12 protein-coding genes are annotated in these 21,477 nt (G+C 72.3%); 2 read left to right on the top strand and 10 right to left on the bottom strand.

The window, feature by feature from the left end; all coding sequences use genetic code 11:
- Positions 1 to 25 precede the first annotated feature (25 nt).
- The 6 genes from ABZ725_RS08635 to eccD form a co-directional block, all read right to left on the bottom strand.
- Positions 26 to 3,583 (bottom strand): AAWKG family protein, encoded by a 3,558-nt coding sequence (locus ABZ725_RS08635; protein ID WP_358801990.1) that lies wholly within the window; start codon positions 3,581 to 3,583, stop codon positions 26 to 28.
- Entirely contained in the window at positions 3,580 to 4,059 is a 480-nt protein-coding gene (locus tag ABZ725_RS08630; RefSeq protein WP_358801989.1) for a type VII secretion system-associated protein, read from the bottom strand. Before ABZ725_RS08630 ends, ABZ725_RS08635 begins: the two co-directional genes overlap by 4 nt.
- A gap of 198 nt (positions 4,060 to 4,257) precedes the next feature.
- Positions 4,258 to 4,578 carry a WXG100 family type VII secretion target gene (locus tag ABZ725_RS08625; RefSeq protein ID WP_358801988.1) on the bottom strand — a complete coding sequence of 107 codons (321 nt, stop codon included), beginning with the start codon at positions 4,576 to 4,578 and terminating at the stop codon, positions 4,258 to 4,260.
- 63 nt (positions 4,579 to 4,641) lie between these two features.
- Complete coding sequence (locus ABZ725_RS08620; RefSeq protein ID WP_358801987.1) at positions 4,642 to 4,977, bottom strand: WXG100 family type VII secretion target; 336 nt, start codon at positions 4,975 to 4,977, stop codon at positions 4,642 to 4,644.
- Positions 4,978 to 5,282: 305 nt separating this feature from the next.
- On the bottom strand, positions 5,283 to 6,770 hold the full coding sequence (gene eccB / locus ABZ725_RS08615) for a type VII secretion protein EccB (protein ID WP_358801986.1): 1,488 nt from the start codon (positions 6,768 to 6,770) through the stop codon (positions 5,283 to 5,285).
- A 269-nt stretch (positions 6,771 to 7,039) separates the two neighbouring features.
- A complete protein-coding gene (eccD, locus tag ABZ725_RS08610) occupies positions 7,040 to 8,440 on the bottom strand; it encodes a type VII secretion integral membrane protein EccD (protein ID WP_358801985.1) in 1,401 nt (466 codons plus the stop codon).
- A gap of 283 nt (positions 8,441 to 8,723) precedes the next feature.
- On the opposite strand from eccD, the gene eccCa reads away from it, so the two are divergent.
- Positions 8,724 to 12,689, top strand: a complete 3,966-nt coding sequence (gene eccCa, locus ABZ725_RS08605; protein WP_358802081.1) for a type VII secretion protein EccCa — start codon at positions 8,724 to 8,726, stop codon at positions 12,687 to 12,689.
- Between the two features lie 132 nt (positions 12,690 to 12,821).
- Here the strand turns inward: eccCa and ABZ725_RS08600 are convergent, their stop codons facing one another.
- Positions 12,822 to 14,000, bottom strand: a complete 1,179-nt coding sequence (locus ABZ725_RS08600; RefSeq protein WP_358801984.1) for a S8 family serine peptidase — start codon at positions 13,998 to 14,000, stop codon at positions 12,822 to 12,824.
- 317 nt (positions 14,001 to 14,317) lie between these two features.
- Between ABZ725_RS08600 and ABZ725_RS08595 the strand changes: the two genes are divergently transcribed.
- On the top strand, positions 14,318 to 17,620 hold the full coding sequence (locus tag ABZ725_RS08595) for a right-handed parallel beta-helix repeat-containing protein (protein WP_358801983.1): 3,303 nt from the start codon (positions 14,318 to 14,320) through the stop codon (positions 17,618 to 17,620).
- A gap of 91 nt (positions 17,621 to 17,711) precedes the next feature.
- Here the strand turns inward: ABZ725_RS08595 and ABZ725_RS08590 are convergent, their stop codons facing one another.
- The 3 genes from ABZ725_RS08590 to ABZ725_RS08580 are packed head-to-tail and all read right to left on the bottom strand — an operon-like array spanning position 17,712 to position 21,469.
- Positions 17,712 to 19,019 (bottom strand): LLM class flavin-dependent oxidoreductase, encoded by a 1,308-nt coding sequence (locus tag ABZ725_RS08590; RefSeq protein ID WP_358801982.1) that lies wholly within the window; start codon positions 19,017 to 19,019, stop codon positions 17,712 to 17,714.
- A gap of 10 nt (positions 19,020 to 19,029) precedes the next feature.
- The gene (locus ABZ725_RS08585) at positions 19,030 to 20,142 is read right to left on the bottom strand and encodes an LLM class flavin-dependent oxidoreductase (RefSeq protein ID WP_358801981.1); all 1,113 of its coding nucleotides are present in this window, start codon (positions 20,140 to 20,142) and stop codon (positions 19,030 to 19,032) included.
- A complete protein-coding gene (locus ABZ725_RS08580; protein WP_358801980.1) occupies positions 20,135 to 21,469 on the bottom strand; it encodes an MFS transporter in 1,335 nt (444 codons plus the stop codon). Before ABZ725_RS08580 ends, ABZ725_RS08585 begins: the two co-directional genes overlap by 8 nt.
- Positions 21,470 to 21,477 lie beyond the last annotated feature (8 nt).

Here is a 21,477-nt window from a genome sequence, read left to right as displayed (position 1 = left end):
CCTCCCCCGGTTCGCCTTCACCGGCTCACCGGCCGATCACCGCCGGCGCACCGCCCTCGTCCGTGCCCCACACGTCCTCGTCCTCCTGCACCCAGGTGTCGCGCACACGGTCCCCGCTCTCCGTCTGCTGCTGCCCCGGACCGCCGGACCCGCCGCCGCCCATCGGGGGCATGAAGGGGGTGCCGCCGGAGGTGGCCACCGTCGCCTCGCGCTCGTCGAAGCCGCCGTTGCTGCTCCGGGTCGCGGACCGGGCGCGGTTGCTGATCGCCCCATCGCTGTCGATGACGTTGCGGACCCGCTCGCCACTGCCCTCGCCGCTGCCCCCGCCGCCCCGGGGGCTCTGCATGCCGTTCAACGGCATGCCGCCCATGGGCATCTGGGACTGCTGTTGCTGTTGGGCGGCGGCTGCGGTGTTGCCGGCCAGGTAGTCGGAGGCCGAGTCGCCGTAGGCGGCGTTGTCGTACAACTCCTCCTCGTACGACGGAAGTTGGGTGGTGGTGTCCTGGTACTGGTAGCCGGAGCCGCCGTTGTTGAGATACCCGGTGGTCGAGTTGCCGTTCGGCTCGGTGACGGTCGTGACGCCGCTGTCCGGGTCGACCGTCGCCTTGCTGCCGTCCGGGTAGTTCGTCACCACCTGGCCCTGCGAGTCGACGTAGGTGCGGCTGCCGTCCGGGTTGTTCAGCACCTCGTCCGCGTTGAGGGGGCCGGTCGTGGACTGGCCGTCGGGGCGGATGACGGTGGAGGTCTGGAGGTCCGGGTCGACGATGGTCTTCGTACCGTCGGAGAAGTCGGTGATCACCCGGCCCTGGTTGTCGACGTACGAGGTGCTGCCGTCCGGGTTGGTCAGCGAACCGCTGCCGTTGACCGGGCCGTTGACGGCACCGTTGACCAGGCTGTTGGCCGGGTCGTTGAGCGAGCTCTCGTAGCGGCTCTGGTAGTCCTCCTGCGCCTGGAGCTGCTGCTGCCGGTACTCGTCCTCCCGGGCCTGCTGCTCGGTCCGGAGCGCGTCTTCCTTGGCCTCCAGCCGGGCCTGTTCGGCCTTCTGCTCGGCCTGTTCCTGGTCGTACCTGGCCTGGGCCTCGGCCTCCTGGGCGTCCTGCCTGGCCTCCTGCCGAGCCTGCTCGGCTTTCTGCTCGGCCTTCTCCTGCTCGTACCTGGCGTCGGCCGCCGCCTGCTGGGCCTCCTGCTTCGCCGCGGCCTCGGCCTGCTGGGCGTCCTGCTTGGCCTCCAGCCGGGCCTGTTCAGCCTTCTGCTCCGCTTCCTGGCGGACCTGCTCGGCCTTCTCCTCCTGGTACCGGGCCTCCTGCGCGGCTTCCTGCTCGGCCTGCTGGGCGTCCTGCTTGGCCTCCAGCCGGGCCTGTTCGGCCTTCTGCTCGGCCTCCTGGCGTGCCTGCTCCGCCTTCTGCTCGGCCTGCTCCCGCTCGTACTTCTCCTCGGCCGCCTGCTGCTCGGCCTTCTGCTCCGCCTCGGCCTGCTGCTGTTCGGCCTTCTGCTCCGCCTCGGCGGCCTCCTGCTTGGCTTCCTGCTCCGCCTGCTCGGCCGCCGCCTCCTTGCGAGCCCGCTCCTGGTCCTCCCGCTGCTGCCGTATCTGCTGCTGCTGGATGACCATCTGCTGCTGCTGGTATTCCTCCTGCTGGGCCTGCTGAGCGGCCTGCTGGGCCTTCTGCTCCTCCTGCTGGGCCTGCTGAGCGGCCTCCTGCTTGGCCTGCTGCTCGGCCTGCTCCTGCCGCTGGGCCTCCTGCGCGGCCTGCTGTTCGGCCTGCTGGGCTTCCTGGTCGGCCTTCTCCTGCTGGTAGCGGGCTTCGGCTTCGGCTTCGGCGGCGTCCTGTTTGGCCTGCTCCTGCTGGTAGCGCTCCTCGGCTATGGCCTCCTGCCGGTCCTGCTCGGCTTCCTGCTCGGCCTTCTCCCGCTCGTACTGGGCTGCGGCCTCGGCTTCCGCCGCTTCCTGGTCGGCCTTCTCCTGCTGGTAGCGGGCCTCGGCCTCGGCGTCCCGGCGGGCCTGGTCTTCCTTTTCCTGCTGGTAGCGGGCTTCGGCCTCGGCATCCCGGCGAGCCTGGTCCTCCTCCTGCTCTTTCCTGATCCGCTCGGCTTCGGCCTCCTGTTCCTTCCTGATCCGCTCGGCTTCGGCCTCCTGTTCCTTCCTGATCCGCTCGGCCTCCGCCTCCTGTTCCTTCCTGATCCGCTCGGCCTCCGCGGCTGCCGCTGCCGCCGCCGCTTCGGCCTCCTCCTTGTCCTTCTTGGCCTGGGCCTCGGCCTCCGCCTTGTCCTTCTTGGCCTGGTCCTCCTGCCAGTCGGCCTTCAGCGTGTCGCCGGTGGTACGCGTACGGATCTCACCGATGTCGAAGGTCTGCGGACTCCACGCGTTGTGCACCGACGTCAGGATGTCCTTGGCGGGGACGCTGAGATGCTCGGTGACGCCCGCCTGCCAGAGCTGCACGGCGAGATCGCCGATCTTCTTCCAGGTGTCGAGGTTGTCCAGCCGGCCGAAGTCCTGCGTGCCGTGGTCCAGCTGGGCGTTCTGGGAGAAGCCGCCCTCGGTGTAGTAGTCCCTCGTGGTCGTCCAGTTGCCGTCGCTGTCGCTCGTCGTGCTCGACGTGTAGTTGATCTTCATGATGTTGTGGTCCCACACCCAGTCCGCGAGCTCCAGCAGCCGGTCCATCAGCCAGCGCAGCGGATTGCTGTAGTTGCGCTGCCAGTAGTCCCAGGCCCAGTAGAGGTCGTTCATCCCGTCACGCAGTGCCTTGCGCGCCTCGCGGATCTTCTGGCCCTGGATCGAGCCGCCCGCATGGCGCACGGTGTCCTCGGCGTACCCCTCGTACACCCGGGCGATCTTGTGGATGAGGTCCTGGAAGACGCCGGCGGCCGTGCCCTGCCAGGCGTTGTTGTCCTCCGTGCCGATCCACTGCTTCCATCGCTCGGTCTCGTCGGCGGACCGTTTGAAGAAGCGGGCCAGCCGGTCGAAGGAGTCGGCCACCCCGTCGAAGGTGCGCAGCACGACCGACGCGTCGGCCGGCACGTCGATGCCGTCCCAGTAGAAGCCGTACGTGCCGTTGTCGGCCTCGTCGTCGTCGTAGTTGAGCGCGGTCTTCAGCGCCAGCCCGCCGGCGTAGGAGTACTTCACGAAGTTCTTGTTGTCCCAGATCAGGTCGTCGCCCGTCAGGCCGAGGCGCTCCTTATACTTGCTCTTGACCTCGACGCCGGTCCGGACACCGCCGTCCGCCGGGTCCGAGGTGCTGCTGATCAGCAAGGTGATCCGGGCCTTGTAGTACGCGACCTCCGAGCCCTCCCCGTCGTCACCGCCCCTGGTGTAGAAGGGGATGACGAAGTCGGTCTTCGAGATGTTGGCGCCCAGGTTCTCGCTGCGCCAGTCGAGGTCGTCGAAGTCGACGTAGGTGACGCTCTTCTGCTTGGTCAGCTCGACGAGCATCAGCGGAATGCCGTGGTTGCCGGTCCACTCCTCGAAGAGGGTGGTGCGCTTCGGGAGCGGGGAGAGGCCGGTGAGCAGCTCCACCGCCCGGTGCCACCAGTCGTCGGTGTCCGTGAGCTCGCGGATGTACTCGTCGTGGAGGATATTGAACGTCATAGTTCGTCACCCCCACCGTTCATGGTCGACAGGTCGTCGTCGACGTCGATGAAGACGTCCACCATCTTCTCGCCGTTGATGGAACCGAGGTTGCCGTCCTGCGTCTTGAGCAGCGAGTGGACGGTGTCCTCCAGGCCCTCCTCGATGTCGGCGAAGAGCCGGATCTGGAGCTTGAGGATGTCCTCGACCTGGGTGATCATCCCGGTCACCGAGCTGAGCAGGTGGGTGGAGCTGAGCAGCACACTGGCGTCCCCGGCCATGCCGCCGATGGCGAAGGGCATCTTGGCGCCGGCGATCGAGGAGGTCGCGTCGTGCTTCGCCTCGGCCGAGTGCCAGGGCAGGGGCAGGACGCCGTCCTCGTTCGGCTCCTTGAGGACCTTCTTCACCGACTCCTTGAAGGGGCGGACCTCCTCGGTGAGGAACTGCTTGACCGCCGTCTTGTCGAGCTTCACCGGAGTCTTGCCGGAATCCGCCATGTCCTACGCCCTCGTCTCCGTCATCCGCCCGACCATCGACCGTCGATCACCCGCCGGCGGCCCGCCCGGCCGCCGCGCACAGCACACAGCGCACGGGCGACGGCCCGTACGGTCGCCGGTCACCTGGCCAGTCGGTCACCCGGTCACCTGATCGCCTTACGGACAGCCGCCCCCTGCTCGCACGTACCCTTACGGGTGTCAGCGCCCGATACGGACGCCCTCCCAGCTCTGGGTCAGCGCCTGCTCGGTCCGCTTGTAGTTGTCCGTCACGTCGAGCAGCAGGCCGGAGTGGCTCTGCAGCAGCTGCCGCATCTTCTCGACGGCCGCGTGCCAGGACGCCTGCTTCTGGTCGTACACCGACCGGTCGTCACCCTCCCAGCTGTTCTTGAGCGCAGTCAGCTCGGAGTCCAGGTCGGTGAGGATCTGGGAAATGGCCCTCGTCTGCTGGATCATGTCCTCAGCGGCGTTGTTCATGCTGGCGTAGTCGACGTAGATGAATCCGTCGTTGTAGTCGGCCATCTTCTTCCTCGTCTCGCGCGGTGGGGAGGCTGTGGGCTGTGGTCGGTGGCTGCCGCTGCCCGGTCAGCCGCTGAGTGCGTCGAAGACCGACTGCGACTGGTTGTACGCCTGGTTGACGGAGTCGTTCGCCGAGCCCTGGGCGATGCCCTGCTGCTTGAGCGTCTCGTTCAGGGTGTCGATCATGTCGCGCAGGTTCCGGGAGATCACCTCGGCCTGCTCGTCCCAGAGCCCGAGCAGCTCCTGGTACGCCTTGCCGTCCGAGCCCTGGTGGCTCGTGGCGAGGTTGGCCTTGGTGTTCTCGAGGTCCTGCCGGCGGGTCTGCACACTGGTGAACGCCTGCTCCAGGGCGTTGATGCCGTTCTGAGTGTCACGGACCTGGGACTGCTGCAAACCTGCCACGGGCTGTTCCTCCGGATCTCGTCGGCGCCGGACGTAGGGCCCGGTGTGCTGCGGTGGCTTTCCGGCGCGGGCGATGGGCCCGGCCGGTGCACACGTACGTCTGACGCTAGAAGGCGGCGGGCGACCGCTCAAAGCCCGGGGCCACGGGCTTGCACCTGCGGCCGCGCAGCCTTGCACCTGCGTGCACTTCCGGGCTCCGCCCCCGACAGCGCCCCGGTTTGGGGAAGGGGCGGGGTGGGCTGAAGCCCGCCGCAGCGCCCCCTACCCGCACCCGGCCCGCACCCGGCCCGCACCCGCAACGGAGCTCAGGCCCCAGGGCCGGCCCCGCACGGCGGAGTCGTCGTGCTGCTCCGGCCGAGCGTCGCGGCCTCGGGGCTGAGGTCCGGCCCGGTGGGCACCATCGCCAGCAGGGACGAGGGAAGGTCCTGGGCCTGTGCGGCGGTGTAGCCGAGCGCGGTGAGCGCGTCGGCCGACGGGACGCGGTACTTCATGCCCGTGTCGGTCACCAGGTACAGCGTGGCGCCGATGTCGGAGCCGTCCGCGCCCAGCGCGTGCACCAGGGCCCCGCCGCCCGGCGGCACCGTGATCCGGCCGACCGCGACACAGGCCGGCGTGAACCACTCGGCCGGGCCCTGGGCAGTGGGGCCGAGCCCGTCCGCTTCGACCAGGGCGACGCTCACCCGGGTGCCGGACTGCCCGGACTCCACGGCGGCGCAGGCCGTCAGGTCCGCCGTCAGCGCCACCGGCTCCGGCGGCGTGGCGGGCAGCGCACCCCCGGATGCCGTCCCCGCTCCCTCCGCCCCCGCTCCTGCCGTCGCATCGGACGCCGGTGCCAAGTGCCCGGCCAGCGTGGTGGATTCAAGGGGCACGGCGGTTGCCGTACGGCCCCCGTAGACCTTCGCCACGGTCTCCGGGTCGCTCAGCACCAGCGCGGCGGCGGTCGCGGTGAGCGGAGTCAGGCCTGTCGCACCCAGCAGGTAGTACCGCTCGGTGGCGCCGGGCGCGGCGACGGTGAAGACCTCGCCGACCCGCGTCGGACGGCCGCCCAGTTCGGGCCCCGGGCCGCCACGCCCCGGCACCGCGGGCGGGGTCAGGTCCGGCCCCGCCGACAGGGCGTTGAGGAACGCGGCCGACACGGCGACCGGCTGGTGCGAGCCGTAACCGAGGGCCTCACGGACGTTGCCCTTCCGGTCCAGCCGGAACCGGCTGCCCTGCCACACCAGATAGGTCTCCCGATCGGGCCCGGTCACCAGCAGTCCCTGCCGCTCGCCGAGCCCGGTGCCGGTGATCCGCCGCGCCACCCCGAGCGTGGCGGCGGTGTCCCCCGCCAGGGAGCCCGAGCACACCTGCCAGGGGGCGCCGTCCAGGGCGGCAGCCCCGGGCAGTACGTCCGGAGCGCCGGGGATGCCGACCGGCATCCCGCGCGGGGTGTCGGCCAGCGACGCCTCACCGACGTTCACGGTCTTCAGCTCGGCGCCCACCAGCAGCCGCGCCGAGGCGTAGTTGCGCACCGGCCGCAGCCGGCCGTCGAGGTACAGGTAGCGCGACCCGGTGCCCTTGGAGACCACCAGGGTGCCGGCGGCACGCCAGGAGTCGCTGGTGCCGGGCTTCAGCAGCCCGAACACGAAGGCGCCGGCGGAGATCAGCACGGCGATCACGATGCCGATCGCCACCCCCCGGTTGGTCCTGCCCTGCGGGCTCTCCGGGGCGTCCGGATCGGCTCGCAGCATGGCCGAGGTGAGCCGGCCCATGACGAACATGTGCGCCATGACCTGGTCGCGTTTGGTCTGCACGAGGGGACTCCGTCCGGGTCAGGTGTGGGGGGGTGGGGCATGTCGGCGTCCGAGGCGCGGGGGTGCGGGGGTGCGGGGGTGCGGGGCCGCTGCGGGGTTGCAGGGACGGACCCCGCGAACCGGGGTCTGGGGCGGAGGCCCCCACGCGGCGGAGCCGCACTGTGTCTCGTCGGGAAGGCGCGGGTTGCGGGGCGCGGGGCGCGGGGGCTCCGCCCTCGAGACCGGGTCCGGGGGGCAGCACGCCGCAGGCGCCCGCGCCCTCCCCCACTTCACGCGTTCAGCCCCCGCAGGGCCCCGTACACACCCAGCACCCACAGCGCCAGCGGCAACAGGCTGATGGCCGCGGCGGAGTGCAGGATCTCCCCGGCGCGACCCCAGTAGGGCACCAGCCGCCGCCCCGGCACCGTCCACGACGTGATCGCGGCAGCGGCAGTCGCGGCGAGCAGCGCGCCGGCCGTCAGCAGCCGGCCGCCCGGCGAGGCGCCGGCCGCCTGCTCGACGACCAGCAGCAGCGCCCCGGCGATGCCGGGGACGACCAGGAACAGCCGCTGCCACACATTGCCCAGCCCGCGCCCGTGCAGCACCAGCAGCAGGGACAGCGCCACCACCATGGTGATCTCCGGCAGGCCGTCGTGCCCGGCGAGCAGCACCAGGCAGACGGCGCAGGTCACGCCGGTGGCGCCGTACAGGGCGCTCATCCAGCCGTCGGCGAGCACCGCGCGCGCCGAGACCACCGCCGTCGGATGGGGTTCGATGCCTTCCTGGAGCTGCTGGGCGTTGGTCGGCAGCGGCGGCATCCGCAGTCCCGACATCCGGAAGGCCAGCGAAGGCACGAACGCCCCGAGCACCACCGCGACCAGGGCGACGATGCCGGCCACATGGTGCGCCGGGAGGTCCGCCGCCGACATCAGGACCCCGGCGAGCACGCCGAGTACGGCGATCACGGCGAGGGCGAGGAAGAGCGCCGCGAAGCTCGCCACCGCCGCCAGCGCCAGGATGGCGCCGCCCGCGCCCGCCGCGCAGGCGGCGAGCAGCCGGAGGCCCAGCGTCTCGGGTCCGTGCGGGCCGGTCAGTGAGCCGCCGGGCAGCAGCCAGCCGGCCACCGCGAGGTACGGGCCGACCATGCAGCCCAGGGCCGCGGCCGCGCCCGCGTCGCCGACCGCGCGGCTCGCCGAGGCCGCCCCGGCGAGCAGCAGCAGCCCGCCGCCCGCCGCGCACAGGGCCCGCACCCACCCGGGTCCGCCGGGCAGGGCGATCACCAGCAGGCCCACCGCGAGCAGTGCGACGGCCACACCGCGCAGCACATAGCGGCTCACCTCCGGGGTCCAGCTGTACGGGCGGCCCCGCATGGTGGTGGAGATCCCGTCGACCAGGTCGTCCAGGTGCGCCTCGGGCAGCGCGTCGACGCGGGGCCGCAGGTAGACGGTCTCGCCGTCGCGCAGGTCGTACGAGTCGAGGGTGCGTTCCTCGTCCAGCGGTGCGCCGCCGAGCCGCTGGAGCACCCAGCCGCCGTGGTCGATGCCGGTCTCGCCGAGGTCGGCGCCGCCGTAGCCGAGCACGGCCGGCAGCAGGTCGGCCACCGGGACGTCGGCGGGCACCGCGAGGTCGATGCTCTTGCTGGGGGCGCGCACGGTCAGACGGCAGAGTCCGGCTGTCTGGTTGTCCGGCATCGGGCAGGCTCCATCAGGGCAGGCTCACGCTTCGCCCGGGTCTTCCCGGCTTCCACGGATGATTCGTCGGCTTTGAGTTGCTTCAGTGTTTTTGGCGGTTTGGTGGTTCGATGAGAATCGCGCACGGTCCCGCGTGTCAACCAGCCTTGTACGAAAGGGCAATTCGAGGCGCGGGTGGCACAGGCGCCTTTCGGGATGACGCACATTAGCTGGAGTGGCGCCCGCCCCGTGCACCGGGCTACCCGCTGCCTCTCTGCCTTCCTGAGGAGACTGTTCGTTGAGTGTGGTCCTGTTCCGCCGGCCGGCTCGTCGGCGTGGCCCCGAGATGCCCGAGGGCGAGCTGAGCCTCCAGGAGCCGCCGACGCTGCCCGAGGTGGTGCCGGACAGCTCGGCCATCTGGACCTATCTGCCGATGGCGCTGATGTCGGTGTCGATGATGCTGATGTTCATGCGGCCCGGCAGCACGGGCTCCAACAGCAGCTTCATGTATCTGGCAATGGGCCTGATGGTGCTGTCGTCGGCGGTGATGATCATCGGCCAGACCATGCGGAAGAACAGCGAGCGCAAGCAGCGTCTGAAGGGCGAGCGCCGCGACTACCTGCGCTATCTCACCCAGACCCGGCGCAAGGTGCGGGCCACCGTCGCCGAGCAGCAGCACGCCCTCGCCTGGCGGCACCCGCCGCCCTCGGCGCTCTGGTCGATGGCGGGCACCACCCGGCTGTGGGAACGGCGGCCCCAGGACGAGGACTTCGGCGAGGTCCGGGTGGCGGTCGGCGACCAGAAGCTGGGCCTGCGGCTGACACCGCTGTCGACCAGCCCGGTGGAGGACATGGAGCCGCTCACCGCGCACGCGCTGCGCAGTTTCATCCGCGCCTACGGGACCGTCCCCGACCAGCCCATCGCGATCTTCCTGCGGGCCTGGGCGCGGGTGCTGTTCCGGGGCGACGAGGAGGCCGTACGGTCCCTGGCCCGCTCCATGGTGGCCCAGTTGGCGGCGTTCCACGCACCCGACGACGTGTGGATCGCGCTGTGTGTGTCGGACGAGCGGCGGGCGGACTGGGAGTGGGTGAAGTGGCTGCCGCACAGCCTGCATCCGCAGGAGCACGACGGCGCCGGCCCGGCCCGGATGATCGTCTCCTCGTTCAACGAGCTGGAGGACCTGCTCGGCGCGGAGTTCCTGGAACGGCCGTCGTTCGACCCGGACGCGACGTCCGGCCGGGAGGAGCCGTTCACGGTGATCGTGGTGGACGGCGGCGCGGTGCCCACCGGGCACCGGGTGGACGGCACCGGCTTCCGCAACACGGTGGTGCTCGACCTGGGCGGCGCGCTGTCCTGGCGGCCGGGCCGGGTCACGCTGCGCTTCGAGGTGACCGAGGACGCCTTCGACCTGGTCCGCACCGACCGGGAACGCAAGGAGCAGATGGCCCGGCTGGGCCGCCCCGACCGTCTCGGGCCGCGCGGCGCCACCACGCTGGCCAAGCTGATCTCCCCGTACCGGCTCGGTCTGGGCGGCGATGTCTCCGAGCCGCTCTCCGCGAGCACCGAACTGACCACCCTCCTGGGCATCCCGGACCTGCACCGCCACGACCCGGCCGACCTGTGGGCCCGGCACACCGGGCCGATGCGGCTGCGGGTGCCGATCGCGGTCGGCGCCGACGGCACCCCGGTGGAACTGGACATCAAGGAGTCCGCGCAGGGCGGCACGGGCCCGCACGGCATGCTCATCGGGGCCACCGGCTCCGGTAAGAGCGAACTGCTGCGGACGCTGGTGCTGGCGCTGGCGCTCACCAACTCCTCGGAGACGCTGAACTTCGTCCTGGTCGACTTCAAGGGCGGCGCCACCTTCCTCGGCCTGGACGAACTCCCGCACACCTCGGCGGTCATCACCAACCTGGCCGGTGAGGCCGCGCTGGTGGGCCGGATGAAGGACGCGCTGCACGGCGAGTTGATCCGCCGTCAGGAACTGCTGCGGGCCGCCGGGAACTACACCTCCGCGCTGGACTACGAGAAGGCGCGGGCCGCCGGAACACCGCTGGCCCCGCTGCCCAGCCTGTTCGTCGTGGTCGACGAGTTCAGCGAACTCCTCGCCTCGCACCGGGAGTTCATGGAGCTCTTCGTGATGATCGGCCGGCTCGGCCGGTCCCTGGGCGTCCATCTGCTGCTGGCCTCGCAGCGGCTCGACGAAGGCCGCATGCACCAGTTGGAGAGCCATCTCTCGTACCGCATCGGCCTGCGGACGTTCTCCGCGATGGAGAGCCGGGGCGTGCTCGGGGTGCCGGACGCCTACGAGCTGCCGCCGCAGCCCGGCAGCGGCTTCCTGAAGTCCGGTGTGGAGGCACTGGCCCGGTTCCGCGCCGCGTATGTCTCCGGGCCGTACGAGGAGCGTGGGGGCAGCGCCAACCAGGCCCGCGTGGCAAGCCAGTTGGCACCCTGGACCGCCGGCTGGGTGGTGCCCCGGCAGGCTTCCGAGCCGGAACCGGAGCCTCAGCCGGAGCCGGACGAGAGCGGCGAGACCCTGCTGTCGGTGGCCGTGGGCCGGCTGCTCGGCTCGGGCCCGCCCGCCCACCAGGTATGGCTTCCGCCGCTGGACCTGCCGTCCACCCTCGACCAGGTGCTGCCCCCGCTCACCCCGCACCACGACCTCGGCCTGACCACCGTCGGCTGGCCCCTGCGCGGCAAGCTGACCGTGCCCATCGGCATCATCGACCGGCCCTTCGAGCAACTGCGCGACCTGCTCACCGTGGACCTGTCCGGAGTGGGCGGGAACGTGGCCGTCGCCGGCGGCCCGCAGAGCGGCAAGTCGACCCTGGTCCGCACCCTGCTCACCGCGCTCGCCCTCACCCACACCCCGCGCGAAGTGCAGTTCTACTGCCTGGACTTCGGCGGCGGCACCCTGTCCGGACTGGCTGAACTCCCGCACATGGCGGGGGTGGCGAGCCGGCTGGACACCGAGCGGGTGGGCCGTACCATCGCCGAGGTCACCACGTTGCTGGCGGCGCGCGAGCAGTTCTTCCTCGACCACGGCATCGACTCGATGGCGACCTACCGCAGACGGCGGGCGACCGGCGAGTTCCCCGACCAGACGCACGGCGACGTCTTCCTCGTCATCGACGGCTGGTCCACCGTGCGACAGGACTTCGACCGGAACATCCAGACGTTCAGCGCGATCGCGGCGCGCGGGCTCAACTACGGCATCCACCTGATCGTCACGGTCGCCCGCTGGGTGGAGCTGACGGCGGCGGTACGCGACCAGGCCGGCACCCACCTGGAACTGCGCATGGGTGACTCCATGGACTCCGAGGTGGACGCCCGGCGGGCGGCCACCGTGCCGCGCATCCCCGGGCGCGGCCTGACCCGGGAAGGCAAGCTGCACTTCCTCGCGGCCCTGCCCCGCATCGACGGCGTGGAGGACTCGGAGGACCTCACGGACGGCGTCGCGGCGATGGTCTCGGCGGTCAAGGAGTGCTGGCCGGGCGAGGCCGCCCCCCGGGTCCGCATGCTGCCCACCCTGCTGCCCGCCACGGAACTCCCGGCCGCCGAGGGCGACTTCCGGATGCCGCTCGGCATCGAGCAGGAGGAACTCTCCACTGTGTGGCACGACTTCGCCGAGAACCCGCACATGATCGTGGTCGGCGACACCGAGAGCGGCAAGACCAACACACTGCGCCTGGTGGCGCAGGCGATCATGGACCGGTACTCGCCGGCCGAGGCCCGGATCATGCTGGTGGACTACCGGCGCGATCTGGTCGAGGCGATCCCCGACGCGTACCGGCTGGGGCACGCGGTCTCCGTCGACGCGCTGAAGGACCTCACGAACGGGGCCGCCAGGGCGGTGGCCGCCCGCGTGCCGGGCCCGGACATCGCGCCCGGCCGGATGCGGCTGGCCGACTGGTGGAACGGGCCGAGGCTGTTCATCCTCGTCGACGACTACGACATGGTCGGCGCCGGCCCGATGAACCAGCCCTTCGACCCGCTCCTCAACCACCTCGCCCTGGGCTGGGAGGTCGGCCTCCACCTGGTGGTCGCCCGCTCCGCCGCCGGTGCCGGTCGCGGCCTCGGCGAGACCCTCCTGCGCCGCCTCCAGGAGGTCAACACCCCTGTCCTGCTGCTGTCCTGCCCCCCGTCCGAGGGCTACGTCCTGGGCAACGTCAAGGGCCAGAACCTTCCGCCGGGGCGGGCGACGCGGATCGCTCGGCGCAAGACGGTGCGGATGCAGACAGGGCTGGTGGACAGGGCACCGGGGTCTTGACCGGGTGGGGGTCGGTGCACCGGGTGGGGGTCGGTGCACCGGGTGGGGGGTCGGTACGGGGTGCGCCTGCGGCAGCCGTACCCCCACTCCCCCACACCCCGCACACCGCCTACCCGCACACCCGCACACCATCTACCCGCCCGCCGCCCGCCACCCCCTGGCCCGCCCCCGCGGTAGAACAACGGCCCCGGCCGCCACCAGCACCACCACCCCCAGCGCCACCCCCGTGACCAGCAGCGCCCGGCTCCGGGGCCCGGCCGGAGCGGGGGCCACCAGCTCGGCCGGCCCGGCGCTGGGAACAGCGCCCCGGGAACCGGCACCGGCCAGCACGGCCGACAGCGAGGCGTACGCATCCAGCCGGGCCGGCATGGCCGGATACGCCACCGACGTCAGCCGGTGGGCCGCCTCCGCCGCCGACAGCCCGGGATACCGGGCCCGCACCAGGGCCGCCGCCCCGGCCGCCTGCGCGGCGGCGAAGGACGAGCCCGAGCCGATGAAGTGCCCGGTCCCCGCAGGCCCGACCCCCACCACCGAGTCGCCCGGCGCCGCCAGATCCGCGCCCGCCACCTGCGGCGCGTCCTCGGGGCGGCCCCCGTCCGGGCCGAAGTCCAGCACCGACACGACCCCCGGGGCGGCGGCCGGCCAGTACGCCGGCGCGGCGGGCGTCGTACGGCGTGTGCCGGGGTCCACGGGCAGCGTGTCGGGCGCAACCGGCGCGACCACCAGCGCGTCCTGCCGCGCCGCGTGGGCGACGGCGGCCTTCAGTTCGTCCTCGCCGGCCGCCAGGGCCTGGCCGACGTAGATCACGCCGGCGCCCTGGTCGGCGGCCGTACGGATCGCCGTCGCCAGCCGGGCCGGCGTGGTGGCGCCCCGCTCGTCCGTGCCGCGCACCGCGAGGATCCGGGCCTCCGGAGCGAGCCCCGCCACCCCCGTGCCGTCCTGGGGGGCGGCGGCGATCAGCCCCGCCGCGAACGTCCCGTGCCCCACACAGTCCGTACCCGCCTCCCCGACCGCCGTGACCCGGCCGGAGAGCGCGGGGGCGGCCGTGCCGACACCGGTGTCCACGACCGCGACGGTCACCCCGGCGCCCCGCGAGAACTGCCACACCCGGGTCAGACCCAGCGCCTGCCGGGTCCACGGGTCGTCGGTGGCCCGCTCCGTGGACGGCTGCACACACGCCCCGTCCGCCGGGAGTGCGGAACCCACCGCGGGCAGCCCCACCTCGTCGGCCGCCAGGGCCGGTCCCCCGGTCGCGACCGGCAGGGCTGCGGTCAGCACGGTCAGCAGGGCGGCGGTCATCAACCGTGCCATCGGGGGGTGTCGATCACCAGCACGTCGCATGGCGCGCATGCTACGTGAGGCCCCGCCGCCCGCCGCTCCGGTTGTCCGCAGGGGCAGAATCCGCTGCTGAAAGGGGCAGTCCGGGCCAACGGGCAGCCCCTGCGGGGGGATCCTGGCAGCCGGTGCCCGGGGCCACGTGACCTGCGCTGCGGGCATCTCCCCGGCCGCCCACAGCGTGTCCGCGTGCCCGCGCACCCCGGCCGTACCCTTCGTTCCGTGTCCCCGGCCACGGAAGTCCCCGCCGACGGACGACCCCGGCGACTGCGCCACCCACAGGAGGTCCTTGCGTGTCACGGCAGTTGCTCACGGTCTCGGCGGACCGGCCGGACGACTTCCGGACGATCGGCGAGGCCCTGGCCAAAGCACGCGCGGGCGCGGTGATCCGGGTCCGCCCCGGCCGCTACCGCGAGAACCTCACCATCCGCACCCGGGTGACCATCAGCGCCGACGGCGACCCGGGCAGCGTGGAGATCTGCCCCCGCAAGGGCACCGCCGTACTCCTCGTCGCGGACGCGGTGATGCTCACCGATCTGACCCTGCGCGGTGGCAGCGAGGACCTGCCGGTGGTCGACGCGCCCCGGGGCCAGGTCGCCATGGACGGCTGCACGGTCGTCGGCTCCGGCTGGACGGCCGTCATCGCCCGTCAGGAGGGCTCGGTGGCGATGCGCCACTGCCGGGTCTCCAACCCGGAGGGCGCCGGCTTCGTCGACACCGCGCCCACCGGCAGCGTCATCGACGACTGCCGGTTCGAGAACCTGGGCACCAGCGCCGTCGTGCTGGGCGAGGAAGCCCGTACGACGGTCCGCGACTGCACGATCCGCGACGCCCAGGCCAACGGTGTACTCGCCAACGGCGAAGCGCAGGGCCTGGTCGAAGCCTGCGTCATCTCCGGCACCGGAAAGCCCGCCGTCGCGCTCGAGGGCCGCTCCGCCACCCGGGTCGTCCGCACCACCGTCCAGGACACCTCGGCCGGCGTCTACATCACCAGCGCCAACCGCCCCGCCCTGGAGGACGTCACCGTCACCGACACCACCGGCCCCGGCATCGTCCTGGCCGCCGGCGCCGACCCGGAGCTGCTGCGCTGCCGTACCAGCAGGACCAAGGACAGCGGACTCGCCGTCACCGAGCGCTCCCGGGGCACCTTCCAGGACTGCGCGTTCGACTCCGCCGCCGTGTCCGCGATCCGGGTCACCGGGTCGAGCGCGCCCCTGCTCAGGGGCACCGTCGTACGGGACTGCGCCGACAGCGCCGGGGCGGTGCTCCTCACCGGCAGCTCCCATGCGGAGTTCGAGGACCTGACCGTGGCGGACCCGGCCGGCACCGCCGTCGCCGTGCGCTCCGGCGCGGACCCCCTCCTGCTGCGGGTCAGGATCACCGGCGCGGGCGGCCACGGTGTGGAGATCACCGAGGACGGCCGGGGCCGCCTGGAGCAGTGCATGGTCGTCGAACCGGGTGCGGCGGGGCTGCGCACCGCCGACGGCGGCCGGCCCGTGGTCCGGGATCTGACCGTACGTGACGCCACCGGGCCCGGTGTCTCCGTCGGTGACGGCGGCCTCGGCACCCTCACCGACTGCGAGGTGTACGGCGGCCACGCGTCCGGCATCGCCGTGGAAAGCGGCGGCCGGCTCGCCCTGAACCGGGTCCACGCCGACGGCGCCGGAGCGCACGGGCTGCTGGTCGGCGACGGCGGCCGGGCCGAGCTGGACGGCTGCCGGATCAGCCGCAGCACCGGCGACGGCATCCGGGTGGACAGCGCGGAGCCCGTCTCGGTGGTCGGCTGCGTCGTCCAGGACAACCGGGGCGCGGGGCTGCGGCAGTCCCGGCCGGGTGAGCGGCTCACCGTGGAACGGCTGAGCAGCAGCGGCAACGCCCTCGCCGACGAGTGGGGCGCCGTCACCGGAAGTGGGCCGGCCGCCGTCGGCGACCGCAGGTCGGCCGCCCCCGCGGGCCCGATGGACGAACTGGAGGTCCTGGTCGGGCTGGCCGACGTCAAGCGGCAGGTACGCACCCTGGTCAACCTCAACGAACTCGCCCAGCGTCGTGCCAAACTCGGCATGCCCACCCCGCCGATGAGTCGGCACCTGGTCTTCTCCGGCCCGCCCGGCACCGGCAAGACCACCGTCGCCCGGCTCTACGGCGGCATCCTCGCCGAACTCGGCGTGCTGCGCTCCGGGCACCTGGTCGAGGTGTCCCGGGCCGACCTGGTCGCGCAGATCATCGGCGGCACGGCCATCAAGACCACCGAGGCCTTCGAACGGGCTCTGGGCGGTGTGCTGTTCGTCGACGAGGCGTACACCCTGCTGTCCGACAGCGGCAACTCCGGCGCGGACTTCGGCCGGGAGGCCATCGACACCCTGTTGAAGCTGATGGAGGACCACCGCGACGACGTGGTGGTGATCGCCGCCGGCTACACCGAGGAGATGGGCCGCTTCCTGTCCTCCAACCCCGGCCTCGCCTCCCGCTTCACCCGCACCATCGACTTCGCGAACTACTCGGTGGACGAACTGGTCACCATCACCCGCACCATGTGCGAGACCCACCGCTACGAACTCGACCCGCACACCTCGGACGCGCTCGCCCGGCTCTACGAACGGATGCCGCGCGACGCGACGTTCGGCAACGGCCGCGCCGCCCGCAAGGTGTTCGAGGAGATGGTGGACCGGCAGGCGTTCCGGCTGGGCTCCATGGACTCCCCCGCCGAGCGCGACCTGTCGCTGCTGCTGCCCGAGGACGTCGGAGGGGACAGTGCCGCCGACGCGGACGCGGTCCCCGACTCCGCGCAGCTGCTGGCCGAACTGGGCGCCATGATCGGTCTGTCCGCCGTCAAGCGTGAGGTGACCGCCCTGGTGAACGTGCTCACCGCCGCCAGGCACCGGCGGGCAGCCGGCCTCCCCACCCCCAACGTCGGTCGGCACCTGGTCTTCTCCGGCCCGCCCGGCACCGGCAAGACCACCGTCGCCCGGGTCTACGCCGACCTGCTGCGCTCCCTGGACGTCCTGCCCAAGGGCCAGCTGGTGGAGGTGGCCCGCGCCGACCTGGTCGGCCGGTACGTCGGGCACACCGCGCAGCTCACCAAGGAGGCCTTCGAACGGGCCCTGGGCGGTGTGCTGTTCATCGACGAGGCGTACACCCTGACCCCCGAGTCCGCTTCCTCGGACTTCGGCCGGGAGGCCGTCGACACCCTGTTGAAGCTGATGGAGGACCACCGCGACGAGGTGGTGGTGATCGCCGCCGGCTACACCGAGGAGATGGGCCGCTTCCTGTCCTCCAACCCCGGCCTGGCCTCCCGCTTCAGCCGGACCGTCGAGTTCGAGCACTACACCACGGACGAACTCGTCGCCATCATCGGCAGGATCGCTGACGGCTCCGGCTACGACGTCGGCTCGGACACCCTGCGAGCCCTGCACACGTACATCGACGCCATTCCCCGCGACCGCTCCTTCGGCAACGCGCGCACGGCCCGCCAACTCATGGACGCCATGATGACCCGGCAGGCCGGTCGGCTCGGCGCCATGGCCGTCCCAGGCCTGGAGGACCTGCGCACCCTGCTCCCCGAGGACCTGCCCGGCCAGGACCTGGCAACCGCCTGAGGGGCGGCGCGGGCATTGTCGGCCTGGCCGGCAGACACGGGCTCGGATCGCACCGAGTCGCCTCGACGTCCGCCGGACGGCCACGGCTTCCTCAGTCGACCTGCGGGTCGGCGAGCGGGGGCAGGGCCAGATGGTCGCGCAGGGTGCTGCCCCGGTACTCAGTGCGGTAGACGCCGCGGGTCTGGAGTTCCGGGACCAGCTTGTCGACGATGTCGGTGACCGACGACGGGAGCAGGTGCGGCACGATGTTGAATCCGTCGACGGCACGGGTGGTGATGTAGCGGGTCCACTCGTCGGCGACGGTCGACGGTGTGCCGGTGAACGCCGGGTGACCCGGTGCCACCTCCAGCACCAACTGCCTGATCGACAGGCCCCGTTCGGTCGCCAGCTCGCGCCACTTGCGGATCAGGGCCGCTTTGCCGGTGCGGTGCGCGATGGCGATCGTGCCGCGTGAGGGGTCGAGTTCGCCCTCGCTGGGCTCGATGTCGGGCAGCGGTCCGTCCGGATCGTGGGCGGACAGGTCGGTGCCCCAGTACTGCTCCAGGAAGGCGATCGCGCGGGGCCCGTTGATCTGCTCGCCGCGCACCCAGCGGGCCTTCTCCTCCGCCTCGGCCGGGGTGTCGCCGAGGACGACGCTCGCGCCCGGCAGGATGCGCAGCGAGTCCGGGGACCTGCCGTGCCGGGCCAGCCGGTCGCGCAGGTCGGCCGCGTAGGCGACGGCCTTGCCGTACTCGGTGTTGGCGGAGAAGACGACGTCGGCATGGCGGGCGGCGAGTTCGCGGCCGCCGTCGGAGTCGCCCGCCTGGAAGAGCACCGGCCTGCCCTGGGGGCTCGCCGGGACGGTCGCGGTGGCACGGAACCGGACCAGGTCGGTGTCCCGCTCGGTCGGCCCGCCGCGCCACAGCTCCTTCGCCGCGTCGACGAACTGTCCCGCGCGGTCGTAACGGCGCTCGTGCTCCAGCCAGCCTCCGTCCCGGAAGTTGGCCCCGGTCCAGGCGTTGTCGGTGGTGACGATGTTCCATCCGGCGCGGCCCCCGGACAGCAGGTCGAGGCTCGCCAGCCGGCGCGCGAGGTCGGCCGGGTAGTTGTAGGTGGTGTTCTGGGTGGCCACCAGGCCGATCCGCTCGGTGACGGCGGCCAGCGCGGACAGCTGGGTGATGGCGTCGGGCCGGCCCGACGCGTCGAGGTCGAAGATCCTTCCCCGGTTCTCCCGCACCCGCAGTCCCTCGCCGAGGAAGAAGGCGTCGAAGAGTCCCCGCTCCAGCGTCCGCGCCACGTCGGTGAAGGTCTCGATCGCCGTGTGCGCGGGGGCGTCGGGGTCGGTCCAGATCAGCTGGGGTCCCACGCCCGTGAAGAAGAGGCCGAGATGGAGCTGGGGACGGGAGGACGGTTCGGTCATGGCGGTCACCTCAGGCGTTCGTGGTCGCGGTGGCGAATCGGTTGGCGGGGCGGGGCAGGCCGAGCGTGGTGCGCAGCGTGTCGCCGGTACGGGGCGGGTGGTGCAGGCCGGCGGCGGCCAGGGCGGGCAGGACCCGGTCGGCCAGGACGGGCAGGTCGTCGGCGAGGACGGCAGGGTGCAGCCGTACGCCGTCGACGGACCGGGCGAGTTGGGTGAGGAGTTCGGTCAGCGCTTCCGGGGAGCCGGTGTGGCGCAGCCGTCCGGACTCCTGCCAGGTGGCGACGGCGTTCAGCTCGGCCAGCCGGTCGACGGCCGGGACGGCGGTGTCGAGCACCACCTCCACCTCGGCGAAGACCAGGGGTGCGCCGGCCTCCCGGGCGGTGGCCGCGCGGGAGGCGATTCCGACGACCGTGGGGCGGGCCACGAGGACCACGTCGGCACGCTCGTCGATCTCCAGCGCGTCCGGGGCGAGCACGACGATCTGCCCCTGCGGCGGACGGGGCGTGATCAGGGGGCCCTTGACGGTGAAGGAGGCGCCCTCGAAGTCGATGTGGTGCACGCGGTCCGGGTCCAGGAATCGGCCGGTGGCGACGTCCTTGATGACCGCATCGTCCTCCCACGAGTCCCACAGGGCACGGGCGGTGTCCACGACGTCCGCGATCTCCCGGTGCAGCGCATCGGCGGGGAGCAGGGCCCGTCCGACGGTGGCGAGATCGTCCGCACCGGCCGCCGCTCCCACCAGCCAGGCGGCCCGGCCGTGTGATGCGTGGTCCAGGGCGGCCAGTTGGGTGGCGAGATGGAAGGGCTCGGTGGTCGTGACGTGCAGCGTGGGAGCGAGCCCGATGCGGTCGGTGAGGCCCGAGACGTACGCCGCGCGGGTTCCGGCCTCGATACGGCCGACGGGCTCCGGGCCCCCGCCGGGTGGAAGCGGAGTGTCGGCGAAGGTGGCGAGGGCGAAGCCGGCGTGCTCGGCGGAGACGGCGGATTCACGGACCGCCTGCGGGGTCGGGGCCACTTGGGCGGCGGGGTGCGCGCCGCCTCCGTCGGCCTCAAGGACGAGGTGCAGACCGGTCGGTCCGGTCAGCCCGGTCGGTCCGGTCGGTCCGGTGTGGCGGTCAGTCATGGGGAGTTCCTCCGGTGGACGGTTCGGATGCAGGTGTGTGGTCGAGGGAAGGGGTCCGGCCCTTCGCCACGGACCGGGAGATCGGCAGCGCGGCCGGGTCCGGCGCCGAAGGTGACCTCCGGGCCAGCCACAGCGCCACGCCGACCGCCGCCAGGACGGCGGTCGCGGCGCCCGTGGCCAGCCCCCAGCGCACCCCCGCGTGCTGGGAGATCCAGCCGATGGCGGGGGCGCCGACCGGGCTGCCGCCCATGGAGATCACCGTGTAGACCGCCATCACCCGGCCGCGCATGGCGTCGCTGACCTCCGACTGGACGAAGGCGCTCACCGCCGTGTTCAGCGTCATCAAGGTGAAACCGGCGGGCAGCAACAAGGCGAGGAAGGCGGGGTACGTGGGCATGACCGCCGCCAGTGCCTCGAAACCGCCGAACAGCAACGCGCCGATCACGACGGTCCGCACCCGGGGCGAGACACCGCGCGTGGCGGCGATCGTCCCGGCGACGGTACCGATGGCCAGGGCCGTGTTCATGATGCCGAGCCCCCCGGAGCCGACGTCGAAGACCCGGCCGGCGAACAGGGTCAGCGTGGTCGGGAAGTTGACCGCAAAGGTGGCGACCAGGCCGAAGATCGTGAACACCCCGACGAGTTCGGGCCGCGCGGCCACATAGCGCAGCCCCTCCGCCCCCGCTCCCGTCCACGGGGGCCGGGATCCGGCGCGTGCCTCCCGCGCCCGTGGCCGGATCGACAGCAGACCCGCGAGGACGACGGTGAAGGACACGGCATTGAGGGCGAACACCCACCCGGTACCGATCGCCCCGATCAGCACACCTGCGATCGCCGGGCCGATCAGGCGGGCGGCGTTCAGGGACAGAATGTTCAGGCCCGCCGCCTTCGGGATCAGCGTCCGGCCGACCAGTTCGGTCACGAAGGACAGACGTGCGGGGTTCTCCACCGTGAACACGCAGCCCAGGGCGAAGGACAGGAGGTACAACAGCCACAGCGGGGCATGACCGGAGAGCACCATCACCGTCAGAAGCAGGGCCTGCACCGCGTACAGCGTCTGGGTCCACAGCAGCAGGGTCCGCCGGTCGTACCGGTCGGCCAGCACCCCGCCCCACAGGCCGAACAGCAGCACCGGGGCGAACTGAAGGCCCACGACCCAGCCGAGCGCGGTTCCGCTGTGCGTGAGCGTCAGGACGAACCAGTCCAGCGCGACACCCTGCATGGCGCTGCCGACGTTGGACACCAGGCCCGTGCTCCAGTAGATCCGGTAGTCACGCACCCGCAGCGCGGCGAACACCCCTGCCGGGGCGGTGCTGTTGACGGCCATGCGTCTCT

It is taken from the genome of Streptomyces sp. NPDC006872, from assembly GCF_040635845.1.
Taxonomy (GTDB): Bacteria; Actinomycetota; Actinomycetes; order Streptomycetales; family Streptomycetaceae; genus Streptomyces.
Note: the sequence above shows the minus strand (reverse complement) of the source record. Positions and strands in the feature narration are given on the sequence as shown.

Coding starts and splice junctions, on each gene's coding strand:
- ABZ725_RS08635 (WP_358801990.1), bottom strand. CDS start 3,583: ATGACGTTCAATATCCTCCACGACGAGTACATCCGCGAGCTCACGGAC.
- ABZ725_RS08630 (WP_358801989.1), bottom strand. CDS start 4,059: ATGGCGGATTCCGGCAAGACTCCGGTGAAGCTCGACAAGACGGCGGTC.
- ABZ725_RS08625 (WP_358801988.1), bottom strand. CDS start 4,578: ATGGCCGACTACAACGACGGATTCATCTACGTCGACTACGCCAGCATG.
- eccD (WP_358801985.1), bottom strand. CDS start 8,440: ATGCCGGACAACCAGACAGCCGGACTCTGCCGTCTGACCGTGCGCGCC.
- ABZ725_RS08600 (WP_358801984.1), bottom strand. CDS start 14,000: ATGGCACGGTTGATGACCGCCGCCCTGCTGACCGTGCTGACCGCAGCC.
- ABZ725_RS08590 (WP_358801982.1), bottom strand. CDS start 19,019: ATGACCGAACCGTCCTCCCGTCCCCAGCTCCATCTCGGCCTCTTCTTC.
- ABZ725_RS08585 (WP_358801981.1), bottom strand. CDS start 20,142: ATGACTGACCGCCACACCGGACCGACCGGACCGACCGGGCTGACCGGA.
- ABZ725_RS08580 (WP_358801980.1), bottom strand. CDS start 21,469: ATGGCCGTCAACAGCACCGCCCCGGCAGGGGTGTTCGCCGCGCTGCGG.